Consider the following 15,347-nt stretch of genomic DNA (forward strand, 5'->3'; position numbering starts at 1 on the left):
ATGATCAGACCTCCGGTTTCCGATGACGCAGCTTAGCTCCTCTGCGCCTCATTCATGGGATCTGTTTGCGCGGCACCATGACCGCTGGCCCTGATGTAGTCCGCGGATCGGGTCCCAATCATTCGCACGGGCTTTGACGCCCATGACCTCCGGTGATTCGTTTTTCAACGACCACCCTTTGGCACATTCGATGCCGGGAGCGGGCGTCGTCCACCACATTATTCGCGATCGATCCGGGCAGTGCTCGCTACCAATCGATGTCCGCTTCCGTCCCGATAGCGACCGCTTTTGCAGACGCAGCAAATGACGCGAGGGGCCAGAAGCAGACTCATGCAACGCCGCTATTCGATCACCTCGTCGGCGCGGGCGAGCAATGAGGCAGGTATTTCGAGGCCAAGCACCTTTGCGGCCTTGAGGTTGATCACCAGGTCGAACTTGGTCGGCTGCTCTACCGGCAGATCGGCAGGCTTGCTGCCTCTGAGAATTTTATCGACGTAGTCGCCTACACGCCGGAGCAGATCGGCTATATCGGCGCCGTATGAAACCAAACCGCCATTGGTGGTGAACAGTCGGAAGCCGTAGAGCGCAGGCAGACGATGCTCCGCCGCCAGCGCGGTAACTCGTGTGACGTGATTAACGGTCACTTGATCGCTAAAAACATTTATTGCGTTGGCGTGCTGGGCCGCGGCCGAGGCAAAGGCGCTGTCCAGCTCCTCCGCCGTGGTCGCCTCTACCACCGGGAGAGCCACGCCCAGCTTCCGAGCAGTTTCGGGCAACTCCTCGGCTACGAACAACCTGTGATCGGCATTGCTCGGGTTGACCAATACCGCAATTTTTGAGGCGGCAGGAACCATCTCCAGCAGGATTTCTATCCTTTTGCTGATGAAATTTCCCGGTACGAGGGCTGTCAGACCCGTTACGTTGCCGCCGGGATGCGACAGGCTTTGGACGAGGCCATGCCGCACGGGGTCGCCCGCAAGGAAAACAATCGGAATGCTGCTAGTTGCCGATTTCAGGGTCAGGGCTTCCCGCACGCCCGGGCCAACGAGTGCATCGGGCTTTAGCGCGACAAGCTCGTTCGCTAGAGGCGCTACGCGCTCGCCGTGCCCCTCGGCCGACCGGTAATCAACGATCAGGTTCTTCCCTTCGATCCAGCCATGATCGCGCATGCTGTCCTGCCACACCTTGAAATTTGGCAAGTACAGGGGCGCGCCATCAAGATAACCAATCCGGCGAGGCGGCCCCTGTGCCAACGAACGCCGTGGCGAAAAGAGCAGTGCCGCAGTACCCGCTATGAAATCCCGCCGGTTCATTCGATCCTCATCAAGGCTTGAGGACGATGGAGCGCAGAATATCACGTTTCGATGTGGCCCCACCCCGCTGCGAGTGCAAAAGTTGCGCTTGGCGAAAGACTGCTATGGGTCATCCGCGACTGAGCCGGGCAGTGCTCGTTACCAATCGATGTCCGCTTCGGTCCCGATAGCGCGCGCATTTGTGCAGAAGCAGCAAATGACGCGAGGGGTCAGTCGCGTCATTTTCAGCCAGTTGGCTGGACGTCTGCTTATCCCCTAATATCGGCGGAATAGCAGACATCCCTCCACCGCCGCGCGGGGCCAATATGCGACTTGCCGCAACGGAAGCGAGTGGATTGAATTGACCGCAATGTGCCTTGGTCACGGGGAAGACCCATGGGGTTATTGCGCACTGGAATGCTCTCGTTGACGCTCGTGGCGCTGCTCCAGATTACAAAGCCACCTGCGCAGCCATCGCCTGTCGTGGGTTACGTGGCTGCGAAGAACGCCAATCCGAAACGACTTGAGGTCTTCAAGAAGGGCTTGGCGGAACTCGGCTACGTTGAAGGAGCGAATATTCAGATCGAATATCGCGAGGCCGTATTGGATGCAGAGTATAACGGCCTAATGGCCGACCTTGTGGATCGAAAAGTCGACGTTATCCTCGCGGCGAACGTAGCAGCAACCCGAGCTGCCGCCAAAGCAACGAAGACCATCCCGATCGTCATGCTGGCGGTCTTTGATCCGGTCGGAATCGGGGTGGTCAAAAGCCTTGAGCGGCCGGGCACGAACGTCACCGGCACGACAACATACACTCCCCAATTGATCGGGGAGCGCCTGCGAATGCTCAAGCGCATCGTCCCAACGCTCGACAAAGTGGCAATGGCTCTGAACGGCAACAACGCTAATAACCTCGTCCAATTCGAATTGCTTCGTTCGGAAGCACAGAAGCTTGGCATTGCGGTCGAGCCGCTCGACATCCGAAAGCCTGAGGACGTCGATGCGGCGTTTGCCCAGGCGCTGACATTCGGGGCGAAGGGGCTCGTGAACGCCGTTGACACCTTCATCAACTCCCGACGCTTCGCGCTCGCGGCCGGCGCGGCGAAACACAAACTCCCGTCCGTCTATAGCGATATTGAGTATGTCATGGCTGGTGGGCTGATCGCACTCGGCTCGGGTCACGATGAGGGCTATCACGGCGCGGCCAAATACGTGGACAAGATTATGCGCGGCGCAAATCCCGCCGACCTGCCAATAGCGGGACCGACCGAATTCACTATGAGCGCCAATCGGACGGCACTTAAGAACCTCGGCTTGTCATTGCCGTCCGATCTCGTTGCCCGAGTCAACGAGTGGATTGATTGAGATTGGCTCACGCACGGCCAAAGCTGGCCGGTTCTCGCACATGTCGCTTGTGGGTTCATTTGCAAAAGTCGATTGCCATCCTGCCCTGGGCCGCCAGCAAGCGGATATCCACCGACACGACACGGAAGTCAGTTAGCGGCTAGGAGACGACCGAAACGCGAGGCTCAGACAGAGCTCGTCTGCTTGCTGAACATCAGGGAACGGTAGGTGCGGCACGTTTCGATTAGGTTCGCATTCTGCTAGTATAAGAAAACTTGAGGTGGGGACCGTCGGGCTTGGGAGAACTCCTGTGGCCAAATCATTCGTCATCATTCTCGCAGCCTTGATTGCGCTCGGCATTTCGGGCTGCGCGTGTTCGCAGGCGCAAGCCTCGGACCGCGAACGCCTTCGGATCGGCGCTACCATGTCAGTCACCGGAAAAGCCTACTCCGTCCAGGGCGGATATGGCCGCGAGGGCTACCTGCTGTGTCAGAAGCACATCAACGCGCAAGGTGGCCTGCTCGGCAAGACGGTCGAATTCTTGATCTACGACGACGAGTCTGACGAAAAGACTGCAGCGCGTTTGTACGAGAAGCTGATCACAGAAGACAAGGTTGATGCAATCCTCGGACCCTACGGCACCGCCATAACGGAAGCCGTTGCTGACATCCCGGATAAGCACCACAAGGTGATGATTGCGGCGAACGCCGCAACGAGCTCCATCTGGGAAAAGGGACGCAGGTACCTGATCATGGTGCTCGCGCCGGTCGATTCCGCCGCCATCGGTGTGCTTGATCTCGCCGCTCGGAACGGACTGAGAAAGGTAGCGATCATCAATCAGGATGCGCTGCTGCCGAAGGCGGTCGCGAAAACCACAAACGAGCTCGCCAAGAGCAAGGGTTTGGATGTGGTGTCATTCGAAACCTATCCCACGGGTACAAGCGATTTCTCTGTCCCTTTGAAAAAGCTAAAGGAGTCTGCTCCGGACTTGTTGGTTGCAGCGGCCGTCCAGCTCGACGACCTCGTGGCGATCGTCCGCCAAACGAGGGCAATGAACTTCGATATCAAGATGACGAGCACTTTGCCCTACGGCTTGCTCCCGGAATTTTACCAGCAGCTCGGAAAGGACGCCGAGTTTGTCTACAGCGCGACGTTCTGGGAGGCGAGCTTGCCAAATCCCGGCAATCCGGAATTCGTCGCAGCGTACCAACAAGAGTTCAATCGTGCCCCGGCTGTTCAATCCGCCAACTCGTATGCCGGCTGCCAGATTTTTGCCGAAGCGGTGCGACAGGCAGGCACTACCGAACCGGAAAAGCTCCGCGACACGCTCCTGTCGCTCAAGACCAAGTCCATCCTCGGTGACTTCGCCGTCGATCAGCATGGTTTTCAGATTGGGCAGAAGGCGGTGACGATCCAGTGGCAGGACGGAAAGCAAGCGGTGGTCTGGCCCGGCGGGTTGGGGTCTGCGCCGCGGTTCCCCACGCCGAGTTGGGCAAGTCGTTAGGCTGAGAGACCCGCAAGGTAGCAATGCGGTCCATGTCCGCTGTGGGTCAATCGCGTCGGTGCTCGTTAAGGCCGCACGGCCGTCAATGTCTGCTTCGCGACGAAAGCGACCAAAATACTGCGTCGCCGCGAGATGACGCGAAGGGCCATGTGTGGACGGCTCCTGGTTGGCAAGGAGAATCTTCACTTTGCGGCGTTGGGAGCGGCCATGTGTTCGGCCGGTTTGCGCGGTACTCATGACCGCTGGCCATAATGCCCTCCGCGGATCGGGCCTCATCCCCGAATACGACCCGAGGATGAACGTGTGGCTCGGCCGTTCCCAAATGACGACGATCAACACCAAGAACGTGCAGCGCACGAATTTCCTGTTGGGTCATCCCTGCGGCACGGACTTCGTTTACGACGAGATGATGGTCGCGCCGGGATTTGGGGAAATCGCAGGCGGGGCTTCCTCACCGGAGCAGCAATCAGCCCGTCTCGAACATGCCAGCACTTTCCTCAATGGCGGTTGGTTGCGTATTTAACGGACCGTTCTTTGTCCCTTTCGTCGATTTCCAGACGCTTGTCGTCAGTCATACCGGACATGGTCTCGAGCGCCCAAACTTTCGCGCATCGAGGCCAGTCCTCAACGCTCGAAGCGAAAGCCAACATCCTATTCCTGAACACTTACAAACGTTGTTTTCCCTCTGCCTCATCCTGAAGAACATCTTTTACCTCCTCAACCGGCCAGATTTCCCCGGCCAGAATGACACGAACCCGGCTGTGATCGCTCGCGCTGACGAGAACGTGAGTGCTTATCCCGCCAATGATCCTTTCGAGATGCAGATCGGTCTCGGGCTTCCAGGCCAGCGTCTTATTGAGATCGCCGGGGAATATCTGCCACACGGAGCCGTCGTCCAGCTCGACAACATGGCTTTTAGAGTGAGATCGGACCTTCATGATTGATCGGCCTCGCCACCTTGAGGATGAAGCTCACGCTTTTCAGCTTCGATGCTCCTGATGAGTCGCTCGACCCCTTCAAGCACGAGTTTATCGGTTACGCTCGTCGCGATTTGACGGTAGTGGTTGATCTTCGCATCGAGTTCTTCGCACTTCTCGCACACGGACTCTTCCCGCTTACCGTGAAGCAACGGGCGAGTATTGAGTGCGTTCCGCCTTGGAGAGCGGAAAGCCGCGAGCTGCCGACTGCTGGCCTTGCTTATGATCGGCGCATTCGTGTAGGGACAGGTTGGTCCACTTTTGAACACAGGCGTTCACCCGCGCCTCAGTGACCCTTTTCCGTCTCGGAACGAAAGCATCCGCTGCACTGTTGGTCGATCTCATTCGTTCAAGGAGGATCGAGATGGACTGGAACCGTGTCGAAGGCAACTGGAAGCAGATGAAGGGCAAGGTGCAGGAGCAGTGGGGCAAGCTCACTGACGACGATCTCGATGTGATCAACGGCAAACAGGAGCAACTCGAAGGCCGATTGCAGCAACGATACGGCTACGCAAAGGATCAGGCGCAGAAGGAAGTGAATGACTGGTACGGTCGTCAGAAGTGGTGAGATGGACAGTTCAACTCGAAGAACCCCGCGTCTGCGGGGTCCTTTTTTATGGCGAGCATCTCCCTGACCTTAGCGCTTCGCTTACCCTTGAAGAAAACCCCAGAGTACGATCAGGTAGTAGATCGCCACCGCAACGATCACGTTGACCGCGACTATAAGCAAGACATCAATGGGTATGATCGGTTTTGGCGTGCCCATCGCAGCGACTGTAGTCGCGATGAGATATTCTGACGGTTCACAAATGATGGGCGAGGTGATTTCTGCGATTAGTGTTGCGTAAGAGCCTCGGCCGGTTCCCACACCATCACGGCCCCATCGCGGCGATCCTCTGCAGTCGCCCGCCAAGCGGCTACGGCAAAGTAGAAGGTAAGTGCCAATGCAATAGCGGCCAAACCTGAGCCGAGCTGAGTCATCGTCGGCATCTCCTAATGATCATCTCACAGAGAAGCACCTCGCTTGAGTGGGCACGACTGAAAGGTGCAAATCTATAGACTTGCCCGCGCAATCCACAGGGAAGCGACAGGCATCATCGGAGCATTAGCCACGCAATTACCGTCAGCCTTTGGACGGGTCGGCTGCCGGAAATCGCTCTTGGGTCTTGCGGCCTAGGAAGGTGTCAGGTGGTGATACCCGCAGGACATCTAACGCCTGCGCCACGATCTCGCGTAGCACAGCATTTTGCTCCGCGATTTCGGAAGCCAGAACGTGAGCATGATTGACGTAAGCATTGCCCGGCATGGTGGCGCTCCCCTTGTTGTGCAGGCGGGAGCGCTCTCGGTCTCTCGGCCACCGACGCCTACGGGCAGAGTCTCGGCCGGTGATGAGGATAAACCAGCCCAAGTCGCTTTGGTTCCAAACTGAATTGGGACCGCGAGCACGTTCTGTTCTTTTACAACTGAACACACATTCAGGGGTTGTCGCGTTGAGAACGAAATGGGCCTTACTCTTCGCTGTCGCGTGAGTCAGCGTTTCGGTTCCACTCCGCTGCCCGATCAGCAAGCCTATCGTATTCTTCTGCGATCCTTAGCAGACGCTGTTTCTCTCGTTTATCGATGTACTCGAACTGGTTCGCTTTGGCGCGCGTCTCTTCGGCCCGCTGTCTCCAATAAGCGGGGTCTTGCATCGGACTCTTCAAGGCGCTCACCCTCCATACTTTCAGGGTAAAACGCAGACTCAGTAGCCGCCGCTCCATTCACAAATTGTCCCAGCCTGTTTGCGAATGAGATTGAGAACGGCTCTTATCTGCGGCTCGTGAAGAAGGAGACCGCCAATCGGAGGTGACCTTATTGCTGCTTTGGATGAAGCCCGAGCATCAAGGGCTCGGTCCCAAGAAGCTTCAAGGAGAGCTCGATCTGTTGCTGAGAGCGTCGCAGCATTTCTTTTTCACGTTCGGTGCTTGCGTCCAATCGCGCCAGCCTTGCAGCAACTTCCCGCGCAGCCCAATACGTGTCTTCAAACATCGATTGGCTCCCCCGGTCGGAGAAACGACCCTTGGCGCAACTCTGAATGCCAAGCCCGTGAGCACCAAGGGCCAGCAGCCTGGGCCACAGGGCAATTCAATCTGTCTACTTTTGAACAATAAAAAATGGCCCCAGCTGTTTGGGCGGCGAGCTGGGGCCATCTCCGCTCGGTGCACGGGGGATTACCGACCGGAGCATGGCGAGAACACGCGAAGCTGCCACTTGTTCCTGCCCCACCCGACGGTGCACTTTTCTCCCCGATATCCACAGTCCTGCACGTAAAGGAGGTTGACAATCGAGTTGATCCGGCTCGTCGGCCCTGTAGCCTTCCTCTTGGGAATGCCAAGGGTTTAGCGTAGGGGGAATCCATGGATAGTACCGAGCGAGCCTTCGTCCTCATCGCGGCGACGGGCTTCTACGTCATGGTCGCTGGCATCACTTGGCTACTGGTTAGTTGAGATTGAGCCCGCCAGCGCGAACCGACGGGCACTCCTGTTTCACCGCCCGAGGCGTCGGCGGTGCATGTCGGGACCGGTAGCAGCCGGACCTACGCCTATTCGCCGAGGACCAGGGCGCCGAGCCCGAAGAACGTGACGCCGCCGACCCAGACCAATTCAAGCGCGGTCTCGATTGCCGAGGTCTCAATCGGAGCATCGCGCAAAAAGGACACGACCACGAAGACCAGGTTCAGCATCAGGCCGATCCAGCCACACGCGAAGAACAGCAGTTTGAACAGGGGTTTCATGATCCCCTCACTCTCGCTATCTGCCGTACCGCCGTACGAAACGCTGTGGAGCCGCGTGCTCTGGCAAGCGGCTCCGACGAGCGCCATTCGTCGAACTTCCCACTTTACAGGATTGGCTTTAGTGCGACACGGTCGCCCCAGGTTTTGACGCCGCTACAAGCACCAATCGATCCTGCAGATCCGCCAGAGCCGCCAGGCCCTCCACTGGACTCGCCGCGGTCACCTTCGATGCCACCAGGTCCGCCCCCACCTCCGTTGCCGCCGCATCCGGGTGAGCCCCATATAGCGATCACGCCGGTGTTGCCGGTTGCACCGGGCGGTCGAGTGCTGGCAGTGCAAGCTGTCGCGCATCCGGCTTTGATCCCGTTATGAGGAACCGGAATGTTTCCGTGTAGTGACAGCGTGATTGGACTGGTCGCGCCGCCGGCACCCCCCTGTCCCCCACTCCCCCCAGCACCACCATTCGCGGCGCGGCAGTGGCCAAAAACACCGCGGTGATCGTGGCCGCCACCTTGCTGACCTTGTCCACCATTTCCGCCGTCCCCTCCCGGCGATCCATCGGTGCGAATCCACAAGGAGCCGTTGACAGTCACTGAGCGAAGGTCGCTGATTGCCAAGGTAACACCGGACACCCCCGTTGCACCTGCTCCACCGCCCTGCCCCGTCGCCCCCCGCTGGCAGTATTGCGCCTGCGGAGGTGGTGGTCCGCCGTCCCCACCACGTCCCGCCTTCGGCGCGTTACTCGACAAGTCGATTGTCGCGTTTTCCTCAAACACGAACTCTCCGACCCACCAGTCGATCGATCTTACCTCAGGAGCTACCTTTATCGTCGCGCCCTTGGGGATGTAGAGCTTCGTGATGTTGAGCTTCGCATCTGGCGGCGTGACGGTGTATTCATTCTGGGCATCGAACGTCGGAAACGTACCGACAGTGCGAATGCCGGGCCGTGAACCTTCCTCCGGACCTGGACTAGGGTCAGGCTGGGCCTGTTTGGTAGGATGCGCAGGTGCCCCCTTCTTTGGCACTGGTAAATCACCCGCAGAAGCAATAGCCGGAAATAGGATCAAAGCGGCGCAAAGAGCCGCAGGCACGTGTAGCATATCCCCCCCAAAATCTTCAGTTGTAACGGCGCGAAGCTCTCAGATTTTGGAGATGTCGTCCAGCATCTTCGATTTTGCAGTGAACAACGCGAGAAAAACCTACGCCTCGGTCGATGCCGCTCATGCGTGGTTCTGACGCGGGCCCGTTTGCCGTTTCTCTCTTCAGCAACGCGCCTCGTCGCGGCACATATCCTTTTTCCCGATGATTTCTGGATGTCTCGCCGCTTTGCACTGGAAGCGGAAAGGTCCTGGCGGATATTGCCTGCAATTTTGCGCTTCGGCGGCGGTTACCAAGCTGCCAAGGACTATCGAAGCGCCAATCAGTGTTCTGATCATCAGGCACCCGATCGAAGCACTTAGAAACGGCCCCAGCACAACCCTAAATGCCGGGGCCGTTGGAGGTTGCTTGGTGTATTGGTGAACCAAGCCGAAGCTAGCCTAGACCGGTTCGGCATTTTGTTATGTCCACTTTTGGACAGAGCGGCGGTGCCGAGTTTTCCCGCGAAAAAGGGCCTCAGCGGTTTGGCGGCGGCCGGGGCCCTTGGCTTAGCTCCGGCGCGACAACAGGGGGACATTGACGGCCAGAGCGAGTCGAGAACACGCGGCCTTGCCGCCTGTTCCCTGACTCGCAAGACATCGTGAAAATATTATCTTCACGCCATGTGTATGGCGTACGCCAGCGTGAACCGGCGGGCCCGATATTCACTGCCTTAGGGGTACCGTAGCGGCCGGAGCTGCTCCAGCCCCGCTTCGATCGTTCGCAGATCATCATGAACATATTTTAGTGCATGGCGCGGGTCGATGCTCGCTGTGCACTGGAGGCTTTGCTGCAACTGGCGCCGAAGCTCTCTCATATCCTCCAGCGCTCGCCGGTTCTTCAAACGCACGTGGACGGAAACGAGTGTTTCAATGGTAGACGGCATTGGAGCGTGCCCCCAAACAATGCGATCGACCCCGCCTCAGTTACCTAATTTTCCCGATATCGTTTGTTCCGGCGATTTCATAGGTGAATCTCCTGGTCCTAAATTCAATTTGCATCGTCATCATCAAGTGGGGCGACCGGTTAAAACATCGCTATGAGATCCGATTGAACTAGCTCCTCCGTGGGCGCTGAATGATTTCGCAACTCGGCAGGCGCATGGCGTGCCAAAAGAAACCTGCCGGCCTCAGGAGCCGACGGGCCCTCAGGCTCACCGCCTGCGAACGACAGAGAGCGTCGCCAGCCGCTGGCAGGGCCTTTGGACGGACAATTCCGGAGCGGCCTGCCACCGGACAAGGCGGTTGGAGGTGAAGCGAGGCCCGGCATTGGAGGCAAATCCAACCGGACCTTCGTGCTCGATGACGTGGGAGGCGGCGATCAAGTCGACCGGGACCTTATTGCCGAGCAATTCGGAGAGCGAATAATCTCCATCGGAGACTGTATCGATCTCGCCGAGTTCCCCGACGCTCAGCGAACATCTCTTAGATTGCGGAACGCTGTTGGCGTCGACCTCGTCCAGCGAGCGAAGGCATGTGTGAAGGAGCTAACCTCACTATAGCCTAACAGCCACGCGACCTCGGAAATCGGAAGGTCCCGTTCGCAGAGATAGCGTTGGGCAAGAGCGCGCCGAAACTCCCCAAGCACGCTAGAAAAGGCTGTATCCTCGTCGGACAATGCACGAGCAAGGGTGCGGCGGCTCATACCAAGGCGGCGCGCAACCTCCGCTACGTTCGCTTTCCCGTGTGGGAGCAAGTGAGCTATTTGATCTTCGACGCGGGAGCGCATACTAGCGCGCCGGGACACTCGACCGTCAAGAGCGTCGTCTGCGTATCGAAGTAATAGTCTGTTCAAATGAGCGTCGGCACCGACAATCCGCGACGAGCCTATCGACGCAGGAAACACTATCTGATCGCCTGTCGCCGTAAAATCGATCTTGCAGCCTAGATAAGCCAGAACGTCCGCAGGTGTCTGCGATCTAAAATGCTTCAGCGTGACCTGCTGCGGAGCAATCCGACTGCCGGTCAATGTCCGACAGATGCGAAGTAGAGTGGTAAGCCAAAACTCGATGTGGTGGCGATCTGCGATCCGATCGATATCCAGGTATTCGAATCTGATGACAACCGAAGGCTCTAATAAAACCCGCAGCCGCACTCCCTCATTATTGATCGCGCAATAGCGTTCCGCATTCCGCAGAGCGTCACCGATCTGTTCTGAGGATGCCATGACGTAATAGAGCAAGCCGATCTCGCCCAAATCGAAGTTTTGCGCGAGACGGAAGCCAAAGCAATCGTCCTGCGCTGCCGTGGCGGCGAGTTCGAGCAGCCTGACCTGAGAGCTCGCGTCGAGCCGTCGGTTGCGATCTTGAATGTCTTCGCTTGTTAAGCCAGCGCGCAACAGAACGGGAGCCAAATTTATTTCCGCACGACACAATCGATCACATGCGAGTCGCGCAATTCCACCAGTTGCACTTGGGATCGACGAGAGCGCTTTATCAAGGCGCATGCGTGCAGGCGATGGGTTGGAGTGGGAAGACAATCTTGGCACGACACGGTCTTTACCGTTCCAATCCTCCAGCACCAACTGAAGCGAAGATTGATCTAGATCAAGGTGAAGATCGTACCGTTTCCCGGTGGGCGGCCTGAATAGTTGACCCAGGATCACAAGACCTAATCCGAGCGGTCGTATAGCGGAGTTGCGGCGTCGCCATTGATCAATGACGACCTTGGAGCATTGAGTGATGTCGGAAACTGCGCAGTCCCCGGTGCTCAATGATACGACACAAGTGTCCGTTCATGCGGACCAAGAGAGCCCGCGCAAGGATCATGCCTTGTTCGGGCTCCTTCTGTTGGCCATCTTACTAATAGCGACGGGAGTTTGGATTTATGTTCTCGCACGCGGCCTCTGGGCTGCTGCCGTCTGGATTGCAGGTTAACTTCTTCAACTAGCGCCTTAACTAGCCGGGGATGTGCCGCCGCCAAGCTGCTGGCGGTTTTACTTTCGGTGGGACCTGCGACGACGCATCATGCGCGCCCCTTGCACAAGGCGCTAGCCGGGCAAACGTTACGAGAACAGGCAGCGTCATATCACCCGTGTTCGCCGCGTGGCGGCATCTACTCGTTCGCGATGATCCGACCGGCGAGTCTTCGCCGGATTGGTTCTGGGTCGGCACAGGTGCCAAGGTTCTGCGTTGGGTGTGCCTCGGGAATCGGTTGGCGGCAGTGCTTTCGGCGCGCATAGCGTCGCTGGCGAAAGGTGCAATTCGCCAGTCGTCGCTTGTTTCAGCGTTCCACCGCCGCCGTAACGAGATTTCGCGGATCGCCATTCCAGAAGGCCTCGATATTGTCCACGAGCTGGTCGGCGAGCGCCTGCACGGCCTCTTGGCTCGCCCAGGCCACATGCGGGGTCAGAATGAAGTTCGGCAATCCAACCAGTTGCATCAGCGGATGATCGGCCGGGGGCGGTTCGACGGTCGCGACATCGAAACCCGCGCCCGAGATCTGCCCGGAGCGAAGGGCATCGCCAAGCGCGGTCTCGTCGACAAGACCGCCACGCGCGGTATTGATCAGAAGCGGGCGCCGTTCCATCACGGCGAATTCCGGCGCAGCGATCATGTTGCGTGTCGCCGGCATCAATGGCGCGTGCAAGGTGATGACGTCCGACGTACGCAGCACGTCCTCAAAGGGAGTGTAGAGAGGCCCCATCCCCTCCACGCCCTTGTAGGTGGAAAACAGCACGCGCATTCCGATCGCGCGGCCGATGTCCGCGACGGAACGGCCGAGTGCGCCGTCACCGATGATGCCGAGCGTCGAGCCGGCCAGGTCGCGAATGGGAAAGTCGAAATAGCAGAACTGGCCGGATTCGAGCCATCGGCCGCTCTGGACTGAATCACGATAAGCAGTCAGGCTGCGACGGAGCGCGAATATCAGTGCGAAAGTGTGCTCGGGGACCGTATTGACCGCGTAGCCGCGAATGTTCGAAACGGCAACGCCGCGCTCTTCGCAGGCATGGATATCGACGACGTCGTATCCCGTGGCCGCAACCGCGATCAAGCGCAAGTGCGGCGCCGCCTGCAACTCCGCGCGCCGAACCGGCACCTTGTTGGTAATCACGATGTGGGCGTCCGCGATCCGGCTCGCGACGTCCTGCGGCGCGGTCGTTGCGTACTCCTGAACTTCGTGCCGAAACGACGGCGGCCGAAGCCGAATCTCCGGCGGCATCGTGTCCCGGTCAAGAAACACGATACGGACTGGTTCCGATAGGTTGGCCATCTTGCTCTCGCGGTCAGTTGTCCTAGGCGACGGTTAGCTTATCGCTAAGCAATCCCAATGCCATTCCCGCAACCTTCTCGGCCGTAATGCCGAAATGGACGAACAGTGCATCGCCCGGACCTGACGCCCCGAAAGAGGACATTCCGACAAATCCGCCCCGGTCGCCGATCCAGCGGTCCCAGCCGAGCCGCACCGCCGCCTCGACCGCGACCCGCACGCCCTTGCCGAGAACACCTGCGCGATAAGCTTCGTCCTGCTCCTCGAACAGTTCCCAGCACGGCATGGAGACCACCGCGGTGGGCACCCCCTGCGCCTGCAGGACAAGCCGCGCTGCGAGCGCGATCTGGACCTCCGAGCCTGTTGCCAGCAACGTGGCACGCCGCGCGCCATCGGCCTCGGCAAGCACATAGGCTCCACGCGAGCAAAGATTGGCGGAACTCTCCTGGGTACGAACCGGCGGCAAGGCTTGTCGCGAGCAGATCATCGACGACGGGCCGTGCCTGCGGCGCAACGCAAGCTCCCAGCATTCGGCGGCTTCCACGTTGTCGGCGGGGCGGAACACCGCCATGTTCGGCATCGCGCGCAGCGAGGCCAGGAATTCGACCGGCTGGTGGGTCGGCCCGTTCTTGCCGATGCCAATGGAATCGTGGCTGTAGACGGTAACGACCGGCAATTCCATCAGCGCGGCCATCCGCAGCGCCGGTCGCATGTAGTCAGAGAAGACCAGATAGGTGGCGCCGAGAGGCAACACGCCGCCATGTGCGGCCATGCCGTTCATCATCGCACCCATGGCGTGCTCACGGATGCCGTAGTGCACGTAACGGCCGGCGGGATTGGCGGACGTGAATGCCTGCAAGGCGCGCTTGCAGTTGGTCGGACCTTCGAGGTCGGGGGCGCCGGAAATCAGCTCGGGAATCGTCTCGGCGAGCAGCGCAACGATATCGGCAGTCGCCTCGTTGGTGGAGCGGATCGGCCCTTCGGCCGCCATCTTGCGGCGCCACGCGGCCAGCGCATCGCTCCATCCTTCGGGAAGCTCGCCGGCCATCATACGCTCGAACACGGCGCGCTTCTCCGGCTGCATGGCGGCCACACGGGCGCGCCAGGATTCGTAGGCAGGCCGGTTGCGATCGGTGACGCCGTCCTTCCAGGCCTCCGTCACATCGCCGGGAATCTCGAACGGTCCTTCCGTCCAGCCTGCCGCCGCGCGCGCCTCTTCCAGATCCTTGGCGAACACGCGACCGCCATGCGCGCCGCGCTTGCCCTCGAGCCGCGGCAATCCCTTGCCGATGGTGGTGCGGCAGGCGATCACGGTCGGTCGCGGGTCGCGTGCGGCCAATAGCAGTGCCGCCGAGACCTGCTCCACATCATGACCGTCGGCATCGATGACCTGCCAGCCGGCGATCCGGAAACGCCCGCGCACGTCCTCGGAGATCGCGAAATCGGTGTGACCGTCGTCGGTCATGCGATTGTCGTCCCACAGGAAGCAAAGCTTCCCCAGGCGCAGATGGCCGGCGAGGGAGATCACCTCGTGGGCGATACCTTCTTGCAGGCAACCATCGCCGACGACGGCGTAGGTACGGTGGTCGACGATATCCGCGCCGAAGGTCGCACCGAGCCAGGCTTCTGCAACAGCCATGCCGACCGCGTTGGCGATGCCCTGTCCGAGCGGGCCGGTCGTGACCTCGATGCCGAGATCGGGCGCCCGCTCGGGATGGCCGTGGGTGTGCGAGCCGAGCTCGCGAAACTGCTTGATCTCTTCGATCGGAAAACCGGCGTAGCCCGACAGATGCAGCAAGGAATAGATCAGCATCGAGCCATGGCCGTTCGACAGAACGAACCGGTCGCGATCCGGCCACAGCGGATCGGCCGGATTGCACTTGATGTGTCGCGTGAACAGCGCGGTTGCGATCTCGGCGCAACCGAGCGGAGCGCCGGGGTGGCCATCCGCTGCCCGCTCAATGGCATCCAGCGACAAAAAGCGGATCGCGTCGGCCATGCGCTTGTGCAGGTCAACCGGAGCGAGCGACGTATCTGAGGTGATCGAAGGACTGATCGACATTTGCGATGACACCTGTTGCGGGCGGCACCGGCGAGACCGGCGCCGCCTGG

General features: G+C 59.5%; 13 protein-coding genes. 5 read left to right on the forward strand and 8 right to left on the reverse strand.

Features of this window, described 5'->3' with window-relative positions:
- Positions 1-341: 341 nt before the first annotated feature.
- Complete coding sequence (locus Q3C01_RS35590; RefSeq protein ID WP_458149939.1) at positions 342-1,313, reverse strand: ABC transporter substrate-binding protein; 972 nt, start codon at positions 1,311-1,313, stop codon at positions 342-344.
- A gap of 375 nt (positions 1,314-1,688) precedes the next feature.
- Between Q3C01_RS35590 and Q3C01_RS35595 the strand changes: the two genes are divergently transcribed.
- The 3 genes from Q3C01_RS35595 (at position 1,689) to Q3C01_RS35605 (ending at position 4,663) form a co-directional block, all read left to right on the forward strand.
- Complete coding sequence (locus tag Q3C01_RS35595; protein ID WP_458149940.1) at positions 1,689-2,657, forward strand: ABC transporter substrate-binding protein; 969 nt, start codon at positions 1,689-1,691, stop codon at positions 2,655-2,657.
- A gap of 289 nt (positions 2,658-2,946) precedes the next feature.
- On the forward strand, positions 2,947-4,140 hold the full coding sequence (locus tag Q3C01_RS35600; RefSeq protein ID WP_458149941.1) for an amino acid ABC transporter substrate-binding protein: 1,194 nt from the start codon (positions 2,947-2,949) through the stop codon (positions 4,138-4,140).
- A gap of 295 nt (positions 4,141-4,435) precedes the next feature.
- Complete coding sequence (locus Q3C01_RS35605; RefSeq protein ID WP_458149942.1) at positions 4,436-4,663, forward strand: hypothetical protein; 228 nt, start codon at positions 4,436-4,438, stop codon at positions 4,661-4,663.
- Between the two features lie 142 nt (positions 4,664-4,805).
- Here Q3C01_RS35605 and Q3C01_RS35610 read toward each other — a convergent pair whose 3' ends face one another.
- The gene (locus Q3C01_RS35610) at positions 4,806-5,078 is read right to left on the reverse strand and encodes a hypothetical protein (protein ID WP_458149943.1); all 273 of its coding nucleotides are present in this window, start codon (positions 5,076-5,078) and stop codon (positions 4,806-4,808) included.
- A gap of 2 nt (positions 5,079-5,080) precedes the next feature.
- Between Q3C01_RS35610 and Q3C01_RS35615 the strand changes: the two genes are divergently transcribed.
- Entirely contained in the window at positions 5,081-5,410 is a 330-nt protein-coding gene (locus Q3C01_RS35615; RefSeq protein WP_458149944.1) for a hypothetical protein, read from the forward strand.
- A 71-nt stretch (positions 5,411-5,481) separates the two neighbouring features.
- Positions 5,482-5,685: a CsbD family protein gene (locus Q3C01_RS35620; protein WP_458149945.1), complete on the forward strand. Its 204-nt coding sequence runs from the start codon at positions 5,482-5,484 to the stop codon at positions 5,683-5,685.
- A 555-nt stretch (positions 5,686-6,240) separates the two neighbouring features.
- On the opposite strand, the gene Q3C01_RS35625 is transcribed toward Q3C01_RS35620, so the two are convergent.
- From Q3C01_RS35625 to tkt, 6 genes are all read right to left on the reverse strand, one after another.
- A complete protein-coding gene (locus Q3C01_RS35625; protein ID WP_458149946.1) occupies positions 6,241-6,423 on the reverse strand; it encodes an SH2 domain-containing protein in 183 nt (60 codons plus the stop codon).
- A 545-nt stretch (positions 6,424-6,968) separates the two neighbouring features.
- On the reverse strand, positions 6,969-7,145 hold the full coding sequence (locus Q3C01_RS35630; RefSeq protein WP_458149947.1) for a hypothetical protein: 177 nt from the start codon (positions 7,143-7,145) through the stop codon (positions 6,969-6,971).
- 553 nt (positions 7,146-7,698) lie between these two features.
- The gene (locus tag Q3C01_RS35635; protein ID WP_458149948.1) at positions 7,699-7,977 is read right to left on the reverse strand and encodes a hypothetical protein; all 279 of its coding nucleotides are present in this window, start codon (positions 7,975-7,977) and stop codon (positions 7,699-7,701) included.
- 2,460 nt (positions 7,978-10,437) lie between these two features.
- The gene (locus Q3C01_RS35640) at positions 10,438-11,379 is read right to left on the reverse strand and encodes an AraC family transcriptional regulator (RefSeq protein WP_458149949.1); all 942 of its coding nucleotides are present in this window, start codon (positions 11,377-11,379) and stop codon (positions 10,438-10,440) included.
- An 869-nt stretch (positions 11,380-12,248) separates the two neighbouring features.
- Positions 12,249-13,238 (reverse strand): D-2-hydroxyacid dehydrogenase, encoded by a 990-nt coding sequence (locus tag Q3C01_RS35645; RefSeq protein ID WP_458149950.1) that lies wholly within the window; start codon positions 13,236-13,238, stop codon positions 12,249-12,251.
- 22 nt (positions 13,239-13,260) lie between these two features.
- Entirely contained in the window at positions 13,261-15,297 is a 2,037-nt protein-coding gene (gene tkt / locus Q3C01_RS35650; protein WP_458149951.1) for a transketolase, read from the reverse strand.
- Positions 15,298-15,347: the final 50 nt, after the last annotated feature.

The sequence above is a fragment of the Bradyrhizobium sp. UFLA05-109 genome, assembly GCF_054185165.1.